Source organism: Enterococcus malodoratus (assembly GCF_027659535.1).
Classification (GTDB): domain Bacteria; phylum Bacillota; class Bacilli; order Lactobacillales; family Enterococcaceae; genus Enterococcus_A; species Enterococcus_A malodoratus.
In genome coordinates this window covers 246,062-259,251 of the sequence record NZ_JAQDPG010000002.1, presented here as the reverse complement: position 1 = coordinate 259,251, position 13,190 = coordinate 246,062, and the positions used below count along the sequence as shown (strand labels likewise).

General features: G+C 39.3%; 12 protein-coding genes. 4 read left to right on the top strand and 8 right to left on the bottom strand.

What is annotated here, in order from left to right; genetic code table 11:
* Positions 1–57: 57 nt before the first annotated feature.
* A complete protein-coding gene (locus PGP85_RS04630) occupies positions 58–615 on the bottom strand; it encodes a DUF1273 domain-containing protein (RefSeq protein WP_010739211.1) in 558 nt (185 codons plus the stop codon).
* Between the two features lie 81 nt (positions 616–696).
* Between PGP85_RS04630 and recU the strand changes: the two genes are divergently transcribed.
* Both recU and PGP85_RS04620 read left to right on the top strand, forming a co-directional pair.
* The gene (gene recU, locus PGP85_RS04625; protein ID WP_010739212.1) at positions 697–1,314 is read left to right on the top strand and encodes a Holliday junction resolvase RecU; all 618 of its coding nucleotides are present in this window, start codon (positions 697–699) and stop codon (positions 1,312–1,314) included.
* Entirely contained in the window at positions 1,307–3,616 is a 2,310-nt protein-coding gene (locus PGP85_RS04620; protein WP_010739213.1) for a PBP1A family penicillin-binding protein, read from the top strand. Before recU ends, PGP85_RS04620 begins: the two co-directional genes overlap by 8 nt.
* A gap of 17 nt (positions 3,617–3,633) precedes the next feature.
* Here the strand turns inward: PGP85_RS04620 and nth are convergent, their stop codons facing one another.
* The 5 genes from nth to PGP85_RS04595 all read right to left on the bottom strand — a co-directional run bounded on the left by nth (position 3,634) and on the right by PGP85_RS04595 (position 9,127).
* On the bottom strand, positions 3,634–4,287 hold the full coding sequence (gene nth, locus PGP85_RS04615; RefSeq protein ID WP_270326345.1) for an endonuclease III: 654 nt from the start codon (positions 4,285–4,287) through the stop codon (positions 3,634–3,636).
* Positions 4,280–4,990: a DnaD domain protein gene (locus PGP85_RS04610; protein WP_010739215.1), complete on the bottom strand. Its 711-nt coding sequence runs from the start codon at positions 4,988–4,990 to the stop codon at positions 4,280–4,282. The genes nth and PGP85_RS04610 overlap by 8 nt, the downstream gene beginning before the upstream one ends.
* A 111-nt stretch (positions 4,991–5,101) precedes the next feature.
* Positions 5,102–6,445 (bottom strand): FAD-dependent oxidoreductase, encoded by a 1,344-nt coding sequence (locus tag PGP85_RS04605; protein WP_270326342.1) that lies wholly within the window; start codon positions 6,443–6,445, stop codon positions 5,102–5,104.
* 352 nt (positions 6,446–6,797) lie between these two features.
* Entirely contained in the window at positions 6,798–8,792 is a 1,995-nt protein-coding gene (tkt, locus tag PGP85_RS04600) for a transketolase (protein WP_010739217.1), read from the bottom strand.
* A gap of 92 nt (positions 8,793–8,884) precedes the next feature.
* Positions 8,885–9,127, bottom strand: coding sequence for a DUF896 family protein (locus PGP85_RS04595; RefSeq protein WP_010739218.1), 243 nt, complete (start codon positions 9,125–9,127; stop codon positions 8,885–8,887).
* A gap of 132 nt (positions 9,128–9,259) precedes the next feature.
* On the opposite strand from PGP85_RS04595, the gene lexA reads away from it, so the two are divergent.
* Positions 9,260–9,883, top strand: coding sequence for a transcriptional repressor LexA (gene lexA, locus PGP85_RS04590; RefSeq protein WP_010739219.1), 624 nt, complete (start codon positions 9,260–9,262; stop codon positions 9,881–9,883).
* A 102-nt stretch (positions 9,884–9,985) separates the two neighbouring features.
* On the top strand, positions 9,986–10,249 hold the full coding sequence (locus PGP85_RS04585) for a hypothetical protein (protein WP_010739220.1): 264 nt from the start codon (positions 9,986–9,988) through the stop codon (positions 10,247–10,249).
* A gap of 85 nt (positions 10,250–10,334) precedes the next feature.
* Here the strand turns inward: PGP85_RS04585 and PGP85_RS04580 are convergent, their stop codons facing one another.
* Together PGP85_RS04580 and recJ are read right to left on the bottom strand one after the other, a co-directional pair.
* The gene (locus PGP85_RS04580) at positions 10,335–10,847 is read right to left on the bottom strand and encodes an adenine phosphoribosyltransferase (protein ID WP_010739221.1); all 513 of its coding nucleotides are present in this window, start codon (positions 10,845–10,847) and stop codon (positions 10,335–10,337) included.
* Between the two features lie 14 nt (positions 10,848–10,861).
* Positions 10,862–13,141, bottom strand: a complete 2,280-nt coding sequence (recJ, locus tag PGP85_RS04575; RefSeq protein ID WP_010739222.1) for a single-stranded-DNA-specific exonuclease RecJ — start codon at positions 13,139–13,141, stop codon at positions 10,862–10,864.
* Between the last annotated feature and the right edge of the window lie 49 nt (positions 13,142–13,190).

The following is a 13,190-nucleotide window of genomic DNA, read 5'->3' as shown; positions in this document are numbered from 1 at the left end:
ATTAGCTCTAATCTTAATTTACTTTCCTATATATTCTAGCTGATATATTAAAGGAAATCAAACACTATCCCCGAAGTCCGAGGAATTTTCTAAATCATCCATAGTGATTGTAAGCAATTCATAGGGATTTTGCTCTAGATATTTTTCAACGTCTCCTAAGAAAAACTTACTTTTACCAGGATACTCAGTATCATATACTACTAGAGCTGCATCGGTATGCTGTAACAAGAAATTTACATGATTTTTAAATTGTCCGGGATTTTGATACGGCTGATGACTGACTGCATCCACGAAATCCGCTGTTTGTACGAGCTCGCTTAAAAGTAATTGATTGTGTTCTTTCCAGTTACTTCCGAATCCTTCAAAAGGAAAAATAATTGCTAATTTAACTTCGGGATAGCTTTCTTTGAGTTCATTGATTATCTGTCCCGTCCAAATCTCTGTTCCAAGACTTCCACTAATCATCACCCACTCTAATCCATTTTCGATCAGAGCTACAAGCTCCCTTTTTAAAACATTCTTAATTACTTTCACCTTAGGGTCCTGCTCACTAAAAATTCCTAATTCATAGCTTTGATATCCTGTTACGTAAAGCCGCTGTATTATGTCATTCATTGCATTTTCCTTACTTTCAGTTAAAAATAAAATATCTTTCGAAAAATTTGCTATAATAGCAAACAGGAGTGTGATGAAAAAATGACCTTTCACTACCCTAATGGTCAATCATTTTCACAAAAGAATCCTCGAGATCGTGCATTAAAAAAAGAAACGACGTTTGCTAATCGCGGTATGCGCTTTGAAGAAGCAATCAATCAAAGCAACGAATACTACTTAACTCATGATAAGGCAGTTGTCCATAAAAAGCCAACGCCGCTTCAAATTGTTAAAGTCGACTACCCCAAACGTAGTGCAGCTGTTATTAAGGAAGCTTATTTTAGACAGCCTTCTACCACAGATTATAATGGCGTTTATCGTGGATACTATTTGGATTTTGAAGCGAAGGAAACAAAAAACAAAACCTCTTTCCCACTTAAAAATTTCCATCAGCATCAAATTACGCACATGCAGCAATGCTTGAATCAAGATGCGATTTGTTTTGTTTTACTTTGGTTTTCAAGCTTAAACCGTTGCTTTTTTCTTTCTGCAGAAGAACTGGTAAACTATTGGAGCAGACAAGAAAACGGCAAAAAATCAATACCGCTCACATTAATTGAAACAGTTGGTATCGAGATCACACCGCAGATTGCCCCAAGAATCCCTTACTTGAAAGCGGTGGAACAATATCTTGAAAAAAGGAGTTTATCAAATGGCTAATCCCTCACGTTCGCAAAAATCAATGCGAACTACTCAAGGAAAGAAACCTAAATCAAAAACGAAGAAAAGTCGTCACATTGGGTTAAAAATAGCGATTGGAATCGTCAGTTTGCTCTGTGTAGCGTTACTTACTGGTATTGGTATCTTTTTCTTCTATGTAAAAGATGCACCAGCCTTAAGTGAGAAGAAATTAGATGCTACAGTTTCTTCAAAACTTTATGACAGCAATGGAAATATCTTTGAAGATCTAGGCGCAGAAAAGCGTGAGAAAGTTAGTGCCACCAAAATTCCACAGGAACTGGATGATGCAATTGTCTCAGTCGAAGACCGACGCTTTTTCAAACATAATGGCGTGGATCCTGTTCGAATAATGGGTTCAGTGGTGCACAATATAACGAACAAAGGCGGACTGCAAGGCGGAAGTACCTTGACGCAACAGCTCGTTAAGCTTTCCTTCTTCTCAACAAAGGCTTCTGATCAAACCTTGCGGCGAAAAGCACAAGAGGCTTGGTTGGCTATTCAGTTAGAAAAGAAACATTCAAAGCAAGAGATTTTGACCTACTACATCAACAAGGTTTATATGGCCAACGGGCTTTACGGAATGGAAACAGCTGCCGAGACTTATTTTGGCAAGGAGTTGCAGCATCTGTCGATCGCACAAACTGCTCTGCTTGCTGGAATGCCGCAGGCGCCTAACTCGTATGATCCATACAAACATCCGGAAGCAGCTAAAGATCGTCGAGATACTGTACTTTACACGATGCTGAACAATAAGAAAATTTCTCAAGATGAGTACGACAAAGCGACAAAAGAACCCGTTGATCAGGGTTTGCTGCCGTTAGAATCAGACAACCAAGAAAGAAAAGTTGCCGACAACTATGTCAAAGAAGTGATTACTCAAGTCGAGGCAAAAACTGGGAAAAATGTCTATACTGACGGTTTAGATATCTATACGAACTTAGATACAGAAGCACAAAATCGTTTGTATGCGATTGTTAACGGGGATGAGTATGTACAGTATCCTGATGAAGAATTACAGATTGCTGCGACATTAGTAGATAGCAAAACCGGGAAAGTCACCGCTCAAATAGGCGGACGAAATATTGCTGATGATGTTTACTTAGGAATGAACCGAGCAGTGAATACAAATCGCGACTTTGGTTCAACGGTTAAACCGATCACTGATTACGGTCCGGCTTTTGAGTATTTACAAAAATCTACTGGAGATCGAATCGAGGATCGCCCTTATAACTACCAAGGTACGAAAACAGAAGTTAAAAACTGGGACAACAGCTATCAAGGAAACATTTCCTTGCGTCAAGCTTTATACGATTCACGAAATGTCCCTGCGGTAAAACTCTTCAATGAAGTCGGTCCTGAAAATGTAACGAAATTTTTGAAAAAATTGGGTATCCAATATAAAGATATTCAGCAAGCAAATGCAATTTCAAGCAACACTGAAACTCAGGATGGAACTAAGTACGGCATTTCTACTGAGAAAATGGCCGTTGCCTATGCCGCTTTCGCTAACGGCGGAACCTATAATGAACCACTGTATATCAATAAGATCAAATACCAAGACGGCTCTGAACAAAGCTTCTCGAATGAAGGTAAAAAAGCGATGGAACCTTATACCGCTTATATGGTTACGGATGTATTGAAGGACGTAATCTCTAAAGGAACTGGATACAAAGCACAAATTCCAAATCTCTTCCAAGCCGGTAAAACGGGAACGTCTAACTATACGGATGATGAATTGGCAAAGATTCCGCATTATGGCTCGATTTCTCCTGACGTGATGTTCACTGGTTTTACACCACATTACTCATTATCCATTTGGGCGGGGTATGACAATCGGATGACTCCCATCACTTCTCAATCTGAATATATTGCACAGGACGTTTATCGTGAAATGATGAGTTATGCATCCGAAAATGTCTCAAACGAGGATTGGGTAATGCCGAGTGATGTTCTTAGAATTGGAAATGAGCTTTATGTTAAGGGTGCTTCTTCTGTTCCAGCCCAACCTAGCTATTCAGTTCAAAGTTCTTATTACAACAACAACTATTTTAATAATACGACTAGTTCAACCAGCAGTGTTGAATCTGCATCAAGCGTGTCGGAATCGTCAACTATTGCACCTCCGGCTAGCAGCAGTGAGGCTCCGGTTAGTTCTGCACCGGCACCAACTCCGACGCCTTCATCATCTGCTGAGCCCCAGCCTTCTCAACCGTCGGCTAGTGCAGATCCACCTAATCAAACGCCGGCGCAACGAAATGAAGCACCAAAATCAGACAATTAGAAAAAAGGCCGCTCGAATTATTTTCGAGCGGCTTTTAATCTGTCTTTTCCATCTTGGCACATATCCAGCAAAGGGCAAATATCACACTTTGGCGCCCGTGCTGTACAGTGATAGCGACCAAAGAAAATTAGCGTATGATGACTCTTGACCCATAATTCTTTCGGTATTTTTCGCATCAATGTGGCCTCTACCTCGGTCACTGATGCGCTTAATTTACAGATTCGCAAACGTTTCGTTACGCGCTCAACATGAGTATCTACCGCAATTGCGGGAACCCCAAAAGCATCTCCAAGTACTACATTTGCTGTCTTACGTCCGACACCAGGCAGTTTAATCAGCTCTTCTCGAGTTGTCGGAACACTCCCGCCATAATTTTCTAACAGCATTTGTGCACACGCTTTGATATTCTTAGCCTTATTACGATACAGACCGATTGTTTTGATTTTCGCGATAAGATCTTCCATCGGAGCTTGAGCCATTGCCTCTGGTGTCGGATAAACTGCAAAAAGTGCTGGTGTCGCTTTATTAACCGATACATCCGTGGCTTGTGCACTCAAAATGACTGCAATTAATAGTTGAAAAGGAGATTCAGAATGCAACTCGCCAACAGCATCAGGAAACATTTGATACATTCGATTGAGGGCCTCAATCGTCATTTCTTTATTAAGCATCGGAATCTTTCCTCTCTAACCAGTTATATAAAGAAACCTTCGGAAGTTCTTCAGATTGATTTTGCTCTTCTTTTTGTAATAAAATTTGTTTCCGACGACGCTGTTCCTCTTCTACTTGGGCCTTTGATCGGATATTCTTCTTTTCCCAACTTTGCAGAACCGTCTCAATGTATTTGAAGTTATATGCTTGATTCAAGACCGCCTCTTGCAAGGCTAATTCGATAAGTGCGGGAGCGTAATGATCCTCATTAAGCCAATAACCGATTTTTTGATATTCAATCGGTGATAATGGACGTCCGAATTCTTGTTCCAATGAACGCAGCATTTTTTTCTGCGCAGCTAAATCATTTTTTTCCTCTACCTCAAAACGCTCTTGCTCCTTTAACATCGCCAATTTTTCAAATGCCGGAAGCAAATCGTAGCGATCGCTCTGTCTGCCCTGTTCGTCCAATGCCGTTTCTAGTGCAACGAAATCCTTCTCAACAAGATTGTTCAGTAAATCGTATGTTTTCTCCGTCGTGCTACCCATATTTCTAGCAATCAAAGTCAGATCTGGAAAATCCTCCCCTGCTTGATGAGCTGCATAAAGCTGAAGCCACAACATAAATTCATTTGTGTTCAAGCCAAGTTTTGTATAGTTTTGTAATAACAGATTCGAGATCGTGGTCTCGCCGCCTGCTAGATAATCTTTTAGTGAAATCATTCAAAATCCTCCGTTCCCATTTTAGTTTACACTAAAAAAACAGGAAGTCCAATACTACGAAATAGTTATTAAGCAACAAAAAAACAGGAGGTCATCCCTCCTGTTTTAACTTTATTCTGCTTCTGCTAATGCTGCTTGAGCCAAGATATTCAAGTAATTCCAAGGACGATCAAAGTGTGGTTGGAAGAAGAAATCTTGCAATGCCAAATCTTCTAAAGTCATTTCGTTTTGAATGGCTACCGACAAAGTGTTCGCTGATTGAGTGATATCGTATTTTGATAAGAATTGTGCACCCAAAATTTTATTCGTTCCTTTTTCTGAAACGATTTCCATTAGAACTTTTTCTGTCGTTGGCATGAATTCAGGACGATAGTTATCCTCAATCACTGTTACATTTACATCTAAGTCATTCAGAGCTGCACTTTCTTTTGTCAAACCAGTTGATCCGATCGTCCAGCCAAATAAGTAAAGACCTGATGTTCCTTGTGTTCCTCGATATTTTACTTTTTGTTCAACTAAGTTTTGCCCAACTAGCATTCCTTGACGGACAGCATTCGTAGCTAATGGAATGTATTGATCTTTACCGGTTGGGTTGTAATGAACAACTGTAGAATCGCCTGCCGAGAAAATGTCAGGATCACTTGATTGCATGTAATCATTCACTTTGATAGCACCGCTTGGCAGCATATCAACTTTGCCCTTCAATAAATCTGTGTTTGGACGGAAACCAACACATAAAATGACCATGTCAGCATCAAATTCCTGACTGGCAGTGACAACTTTGGTTACAGTTCCAGATTCATCAGCAACAAATTCATTAACATTTTCACCTAATGCTAACGTAACACCGTGATCTACCAGTTCTTTTTCTAATAGATTTGTGAATGGTTCGTCTAAGTATTTGTTTAAAATTCTTGATAACCCATCGATCAATGTAACTTGTTTGCCTGTTTCAGCAAAAGCTTCTACCAATTCAATTCCGATGTAGCCGCCACCGACAACAACGATTTTTTTCGCATCTTTCGCTTGTTCAATAATTACATTTGCTTGGTTATAGTTTTTGCATAATAAAACATTTTTTGATTCGATTCCTTTAATTGGCGGAATAATCGGCCAAGAACCTGTTGTCACTACTAATTTATCGTAAGAAACAACTTTTTCTTCATTCGTTTTTAGATCTTTTGCAGTGACTTCTTTGGCTTCTGTATCAATGTTTGTAACGTCGTGTTCCATGTTAACTTTTGCACCTAGAGAAGCTAGTTCCTCAGGATTAGAATAAAACAATCCTGCTGGATCTTTTACGACTCCTCCTACATATAAAGCGATTCCACAAGATAAGAAAGAAACGTTGTCATTCCGTTCAAAGACTGTTACTTCTGCATCTGGGTGGTTTGTTAAAATATTTTTAACGGCTGCGGTACCGGCATGTGTACATCCTACTACTACTACTTTCATGGTTGTCCCTCTTTCGTTTAAACGTCTTTTTGTTTGCAATCTTTTGCACAAGGATAGTATAACAGAATTTAAATTCTGTCCAAATTGATTTGCTCACAGATAATCATTTTTATTTCTCTTAGCGATAATTTGTAAGCGCGATTAAGAATTAGTTTCACAGTTCCATGTTATGTATACTTCATTTGTTGAATTATATCGACTAAGTTTATGCCAATTACGAAGGCTAGAAGTGTATTTATCACCGTTTTGTGTGACCTGTTTGATTTTCCTGATACTCTATTTGCTTGATTCTTCTATGTAAACTCCGTAACAAAAAAAGTTGAGAAGGTCTCCCTTCTCAACTTTATAAAGATTATAATTCGTTAAATTTATTGACTACATTTTCAACAGTAAAACCAAATTGTTCTAAGACATAATCGCCAGGTGCTGATGCACCGAAGTGATCAATTCCGATCATCGTGCCTTCTGATCCAATGTAACGTTCCCAACCGAATGGTGAAGCAGCTTCGATTGCTACACGTTTTGCCACTGCTTTTGGTAAAACAGATTCTTTGTAAGCTTCGTCTTGAGCTTCAAACAGATCGAAGCTTGGAAGCGAAACTACAGAAACATCTTTACCTTGGGCTTTCAATTCTTTTTGAGCTTGAACAGCCAAGTTCACTTCAGAACCAGTCGCAATCAAAATACCTTCTGGTGTATCAGATTCAGCTTTAGAAATTACGTATCCGCCCTTAGCAACACCATCTTTAGCCATGTTTTTACTGTTTGGTAAAACTGGTAAGTTTTGACGACTTAACACTAAAATTGTTGGTTTGTTTGTTGTTTCAAGTGCTTGAATCCATGCAGCAGAAGTTTCATTGCCATCGGCTGGCCGAATGACTTGAACATTCGGCATGCAGCGAACGCTGGCCAATTGTTCAATTGGTTCATGAGTTGGTCCATCTTCCCCAACAGCTACAGAATCATGTGTTAACACATAGACAACTGGCAATCCTTGAATCGCAGACATCCGAACAGCAGGACGCAAGTAATCAGTGAATACAAAGAATGTTCCACCGTAAACGCGTGTACCGCCATGTAGATGAATCCCATTCATCGCACTTGCCATTGCGAACTCGCGAACACCGAACCAAATGTTACGTCCTTCATAAGAACCAGGTTGGAATTCTGCTTCGTCAGCAATTGTTGTGTTGTTTGAGCCAGATAAATCGGCTGATCCGCCCCAGATGTTTGGAACAACTTTAGCAATTTCCTGGATAGCATCTTTACTTGATACACGGCTTGCTTGTGCAGTTCCATCTTCATAAACAGGTAATGCTTCTTCCCAATTTTCTGGTAACTCGCCAGCAAAGGCCATTTTAAATTGCTTAGCTAAATCAGGATGAGCATTTTCGTAGTTTTTAAACATTGCATCCCATTCAGTTTCTGTTTTAGCACCTTTATCATTAATTTCTTCTTTGAAACGTTTTGCAACTTCTTCTGGAACAGTGAAGTCAGGATATTCCCAACCATATACAGTTTTAGCAACATCAATTCCATCTTGTCCTAGAGGTGCCCCATGAACTGCTGATGTCCCTTCTTTGGGTGAACCGAAACCAATAACTGTTTTAATTTCAATCAATGATGGTTTATCTGTCTCAGCTTTTGCCTCATCGATTGCCTTAGAGATCGCTTCTAAGTCGTTCCCATCTTTAACCAAAATATGTTGCCAGCCATAGGCCTCGTAACGAGCACCAACATTTTCAGTGAAAGCTTTTGATGTTGGTCCGTCTAATGAAATATCATTTGAATCGTATAATACGATTAATTTACCCAATTTCATATGACCAGCCATTGAACTAGCTTCGCCAGAAACACCTTCCATTAAATCACCATCGCCACATAATGCATATGTGTAATGATCCATAACGTTAAAGCTGTCCCGGTTATAAGTTGCTGCTAAATGCGCCTCAGCCATTGCCATCCCAACTGAAGTTGAAATACCTTGACCTAAAGGACCTGAAGTAGCTTCCACACCATCTGTGTGATGATACTCGGGATGACCTGGAGTTTTACTTTCCCATTGACGGAAGTTTTTTAAATCGTCAATAGTTACTTGATAACCTGCAAGATGCAACAAGCTGTAAAGCATTGCTGAACCATGTCCTGCAGATAGAATAAAACGGTCACGGTTTGGCCAGTTTAATGAAGTCGCTGGATTGATATTCAAATGCTTTGTCCATAGAGCATATGCCATTGGAGCTGCACCCATTGGTAGACCTGGATGACCTGAGTTTGCTTTTTGAATTGCCTCAATACTTAACGTTCTGATTGTGTTTACACCTAGTTGATCGATTTTGTCGAACAAAATAGTTCCTCCTTTTTGGTCATAAATACTTTAATTACAGATTCATTGTAACCGATTTATTTTGACATTTCAATCACTTACCATCAAAAGATTTACTTTCTATTATGTAATCCTTTTTTCTTTTGGATTTTTTTCAATTTTTCTGGAGTGACATCATTGCCTTCAGGATCAACGACTTTCATCCCTTCGATATGATGACGCATTCCGCTGCGGAATGAAGAGATATATTCTTCCCGCAAAACTTTCTGCTCGTGCGCTTCAGCGTCTGTTAAGCCAACAGTTTTCTTTTTTTTAGCCAACTCGTTGATTCGTGCAATTGTTTCATCGTTAATCATCTTGAGCACCTCTTTTCCCTTTCTAATTATACATAAAAATTAGTAAGTTGAAAGTACAAACAAATACGAACGCTTGTTTGATTTGTTTGAATGATTATGCTACACTAAAAAAAACGAAAGAAGGTGCGGGCATTGGCAAAAAGAACGGAAACAAAACAATTAGAAGTTTTACGTTTCATTCATGAACGCGTTGAAAATAAAGGTTACCCACCCACTGTCAGAGAAATCGGAGAAGCTGTGAATCTTTCATCTACTTCCACAGTTCATGGCCATTTATCCAGATTAGAGAAAAAAGGTTGGATTTTACGTGATCCAACAAAGCCGAGAGCTATTGAATTGACCATTACTGGTTTAGAAAAAATTGGAGCAACTCCGCAAGTTATTCCTATGTTAGGAGTCGTTACTGCTGGTGAGCCGATTTTAGCAGTCGAAGAGGCTTCAGACTTTTTCCCGGTTCCTCCGGATCTTTCCAGTGAAGAAGGCAGTCTGTTTATGCTGACGATTCGCGGAGAAAGTATGATTAACGCAGGCATTTATGATGGGGATCACGTCATTGTTAGAAAACAATCATCAGCTACGAATGGCGAAATCGTGATCGCGATGACTGATGAAAACGAGGCTACTTGTAAAAGATTCTATCGTGAAGCCGATCATATCCGTCTTCAGCCAGAAAATGATGAGTTAGCACCTTTGATATTTGATAATGTATCCATTCTTGGGAAAGTTGTCGGATTGTACCGTAACCATATTTATTAATCGGAATTCACTTCCGATTATTTTTTTCTTTACAAAACGAACAAACATTCGTATAATGGGTATACAAACACACGTTCGCGTATTTATTAGGAGTGATTATTGATGAAAGCAGTAAGAAGATTTGGTTTAATTATCGCAGTTTTGTTGCTTGGTTTATTGATTGGCAAGTTGGGATCCCTAGCCACGATCGTCATTTTTTCTGGGTTGTTCCTTGTTTGGTTCATGTTATGGGATGAACGTAAATATGCTCAGCATTACGCTGAACATGAATACGAAGAAGATATTGAAGAAGAACATTACTATAAAGAACCAGCCGAAGATTTCTATTACGTGACTTATGATCATCATTATCACAAGTCTGCTTAAAAATACTACTCTGAACTGCTAGATATCATTCTAGCAGTTTTTTTGTGCATAGAAAAAAGCTGGAGATTTTTCTCCAGCTCACTGATTAATAATCCATTAAAGTTAAAATATCATATCCTTGGATTTTGTCACGGCCGTGCAACTCTTCCAATTCGATCAAGAACGCACACCCCACAACAATACCGCCGAGTTGTTCAACAAGTTCGATCGTCGCTTTGATCGTTCCACCGGTAGCTAATAAATCATCGGTAATCAGTACACGTTGACCAGGATTAATAGCATCGCTATGAATTGTTAATGTATCTGTTCCATACTCTTTTTCGTATTCGACTTCAATTACTTCACGAGGTAATTTACCTGGTTTACGAACAGGTGCAAAACCTAGCCCTAATTCAAATGCCACTGGACATCCTACGATGAAGCCCCGAGCCTCTGGTCCAACGACCATATCTATTTGTTTTTCTTTTGCGTAATTTACAATTTGCTTTGTCGCTTCACGATATGCATCACCATCAGCCATCAGTGGCGAAATATCGCGAAAGACGATCCCTTCCTTTGGATAATCTGGAATACTAGCAATGTAGTCTTTCAAGTTCATGTTGGTTGTTCCTCCTAGCCTTTCAGCCAATTTCTAATAGTTTCAATATCATTCATTAATAAAAACTCTTCGCTATCAATTCGAGCCATGCGTTTTTGATAAATCTTACTCTCTTCAAAAGCCCGTGTCTCGGGAGACTCGACCATTTGTAAAACGCCGTCGTTTATTGTAACAAATTTCAGCTCAGAAAACACGTGAATCATGAATACTAATAATTTTTCTGGAATTCTTAAGTAATTTGAAACATTTTTTAGTTTAAACCGAATATCTACTCGTGGCTGTTTTTGGAAAAATTGATACAGTTTGGTAAATTGATCGCGACTAGGTAGACCATTTAAATATGCTTCATCTGGACTATATAGGTACAAATAGATTCGTTCAAACCTTCCCGAGATAGAAATATTCTTTAGCAGTTCTTTTTGATCCGGGCAATCAAGGACAACTAACTGGTCAAAGTCGGACCAAGAGATAGCCTCATTATATAAAGTAATTGGCTGCTCTAATTCCTTAGCAAATAGATTTTGACTTTTTTCTTCAAAAGCTAAATACAACACATTTCCACTTTCGATTTTTTGATTCCAAGTATATTTTGCCCGACGATCGATCACCTGCATTCCATCCGAAGCAAAATCAATTAAACGTAATTGAACCTTTTTCTGGCCATTCCATTCGTTGATTTCTAAATCTCCAACAAACTGAGTATCCGGTTGCTGAATCTCTTCTCCTTCTGCTCCAAAGCCAAAGCCGATTGCATCCAATTTCCCCTCATCATTTTTCAATGAGAATTTGACATGCTGCTGATCACTACCGATACGCTTGAAGAAGCTGACTCCACCATCTACTAAAAAATGAGGAGCCGGATTATCTGTTCCAAACGGAGCGAGCTTTTTCAATTCTTCGACAAATTTTAAGTTAATTACTGATAATGACAGTGCCTCATCAATCAACAATCCGGACCCTTTTGTCAGATCAATCTGCTCTGCCGAAATATAATCGTTCATCATTTGCCGTAAGTTAGCAATATTCTCAGCTGGCATGGTTAGTCCGACAGCAGCTGCATGTCCTCCGAAGTGTGTAAACTCCGATCGCATTGTGTTTAGCATACTGAATAGATCCAATGCCTCAATACTTCTACCCGATCCTTTGGCAACGCCATTTTCATCAATAGATAAAATGATAGTTGGTTTTCCAGTTTGCTTTAAAATATTCCCAGCCACGATCCCTAAGACACCGGGATTCCACCCTTCCGCCGCAATCAGATGAACTGCGTCTGCTGGATTGACTAAAGAGGAGGCTTCAGTCGTCGTATCTTGTACAATTTTTTTTCGTTCATCATTGATCTGATTCAGCTTTTCCGCTAAATTATGAGCAATAGTTTCATCGAAAGTTGTCATCAATTCAACGGCCGGATTTGGATCACCTAGACGTCCAATCGCGTTTAACCTTGGGCCTAAACTGAAACCGATACTTGTCTCGTCAACTTTTTGCAGCTCAACGCTGCTGACTTTTAACAATTCTAGTAAGCCTAGTCGTTGCGTTTGTTTGATTGCCTGTAAGCCTAATTTAACAAGATTACGATTTTCTCCAGTCATGGAAACTAGATCCGCAACAGTACCGATCGTTACTAGATCTAACATTTCTAGTGGAACTTCTTCTAATAACGCCGTAGCTAATTTGAAAGCCACGCCGGCGCCAGCCAACTCTCCAAAAGGATAATGACCCTCCGGATGGCGAGGATGAACGATACAATAGGCATCTGGTAAAACTGGCGGCATCTCATGGTGATCAGTGACAATCACATCCACTCCTTGAGAATTGGCGAAATCAATCGCTTCATTTCCCGCAACACCATTATCCACTGTAATAATTAATTGAATTCCCTCAGTGATTTTTTCTGCAAAAAGTTCCTTATTTGGACCATATCCATGAATAAAACGATTGGGTAAAACATAATGAACATCTGCGCCAATCATTTCTAAAGTTTCTAACATAATAGATGTACTTGTAATTCCATCTGCATCATAATCACCATAAATTAAAATCGGCTGCCCATCCATGATAGCGGCTTGAATTCGTTCTACAGCCTTATCCATGTCATGCATCAAAAATGGATCATGTAAATCATCAATATCAGCTTTCATTAACTGCGAAAATTCTTCTGATGTATGTATATTTCGATTCCATAAAAGTTTAAGAAAGGCTTCGCTATATCCTTGATTTAACATTTCAGTTTTAAACGTTGAATCAACTGGTGTCGCTTCCCTGAACTGCCAATCGAAGTTTGATTTTTTCACTTTATCACTTCCCAACCGTATTAGTATAGCAAAAAATAATGAGACACGA

Coding starts and splice junctions, on each gene's coding strand:
- PGP85_RS04580 (WP_010739221.1), bottom strand. CDS start 10,847: ATGAACTTGAAAGACTACATTGCTAGTATTCCAGATTATCCAAAGGAA.
- PGP85_RS04610 (WP_010739215.1), bottom strand. CDS start 4,990: ATGATTTCACTAAAAGATTATCTAGCAGGCGGCGAGACCACGATCTCG.
- PGP85_RS04620 (WP_010739213.1), top strand. CDS start 1,307: ATGGCTAATCCCTCACGTTCGCAAAAATCAATGCGAACTACTCAAGGA.
- PGP85_RS04605 (WP_270326342.1), bottom strand. CDS start 6,445: ATGAAAGTAGTAGTAGTAGGATGTACACATGCCGGTACCGCAGCCGTT.
- recU (WP_010739212.1), top strand. CDS start 697: ATGACCTTTCACTACCCTAATGGTCAATCATTTTCACAAAAGAATCCT.
- nth (WP_270326345.1), bottom strand. CDS start 4,287: ATGCTTAATAAAGAAATGACGATTGAGGCCCTCAATCGAATGTATCAA.
- PGP85_RS04630 (WP_010739211.1), bottom strand. CDS start 615: ATGAATGACATAATACAGCGGCTTTACGTAACAGGATATCAAAGCTAT.
- PGP85_RS04595 (WP_010739218.1), bottom strand. CDS start 9,127: ATGATTAACGATGAAACAATTGCACGAATCAACGAGTTGGCTAAAAAA.
- PGP85_RS04585 (WP_010739220.1), top strand. CDS start 9,986: ATGAAAGCAGTAAGAAGATTTGGTTTAATTATCGCAGTTTTGTTGCTT.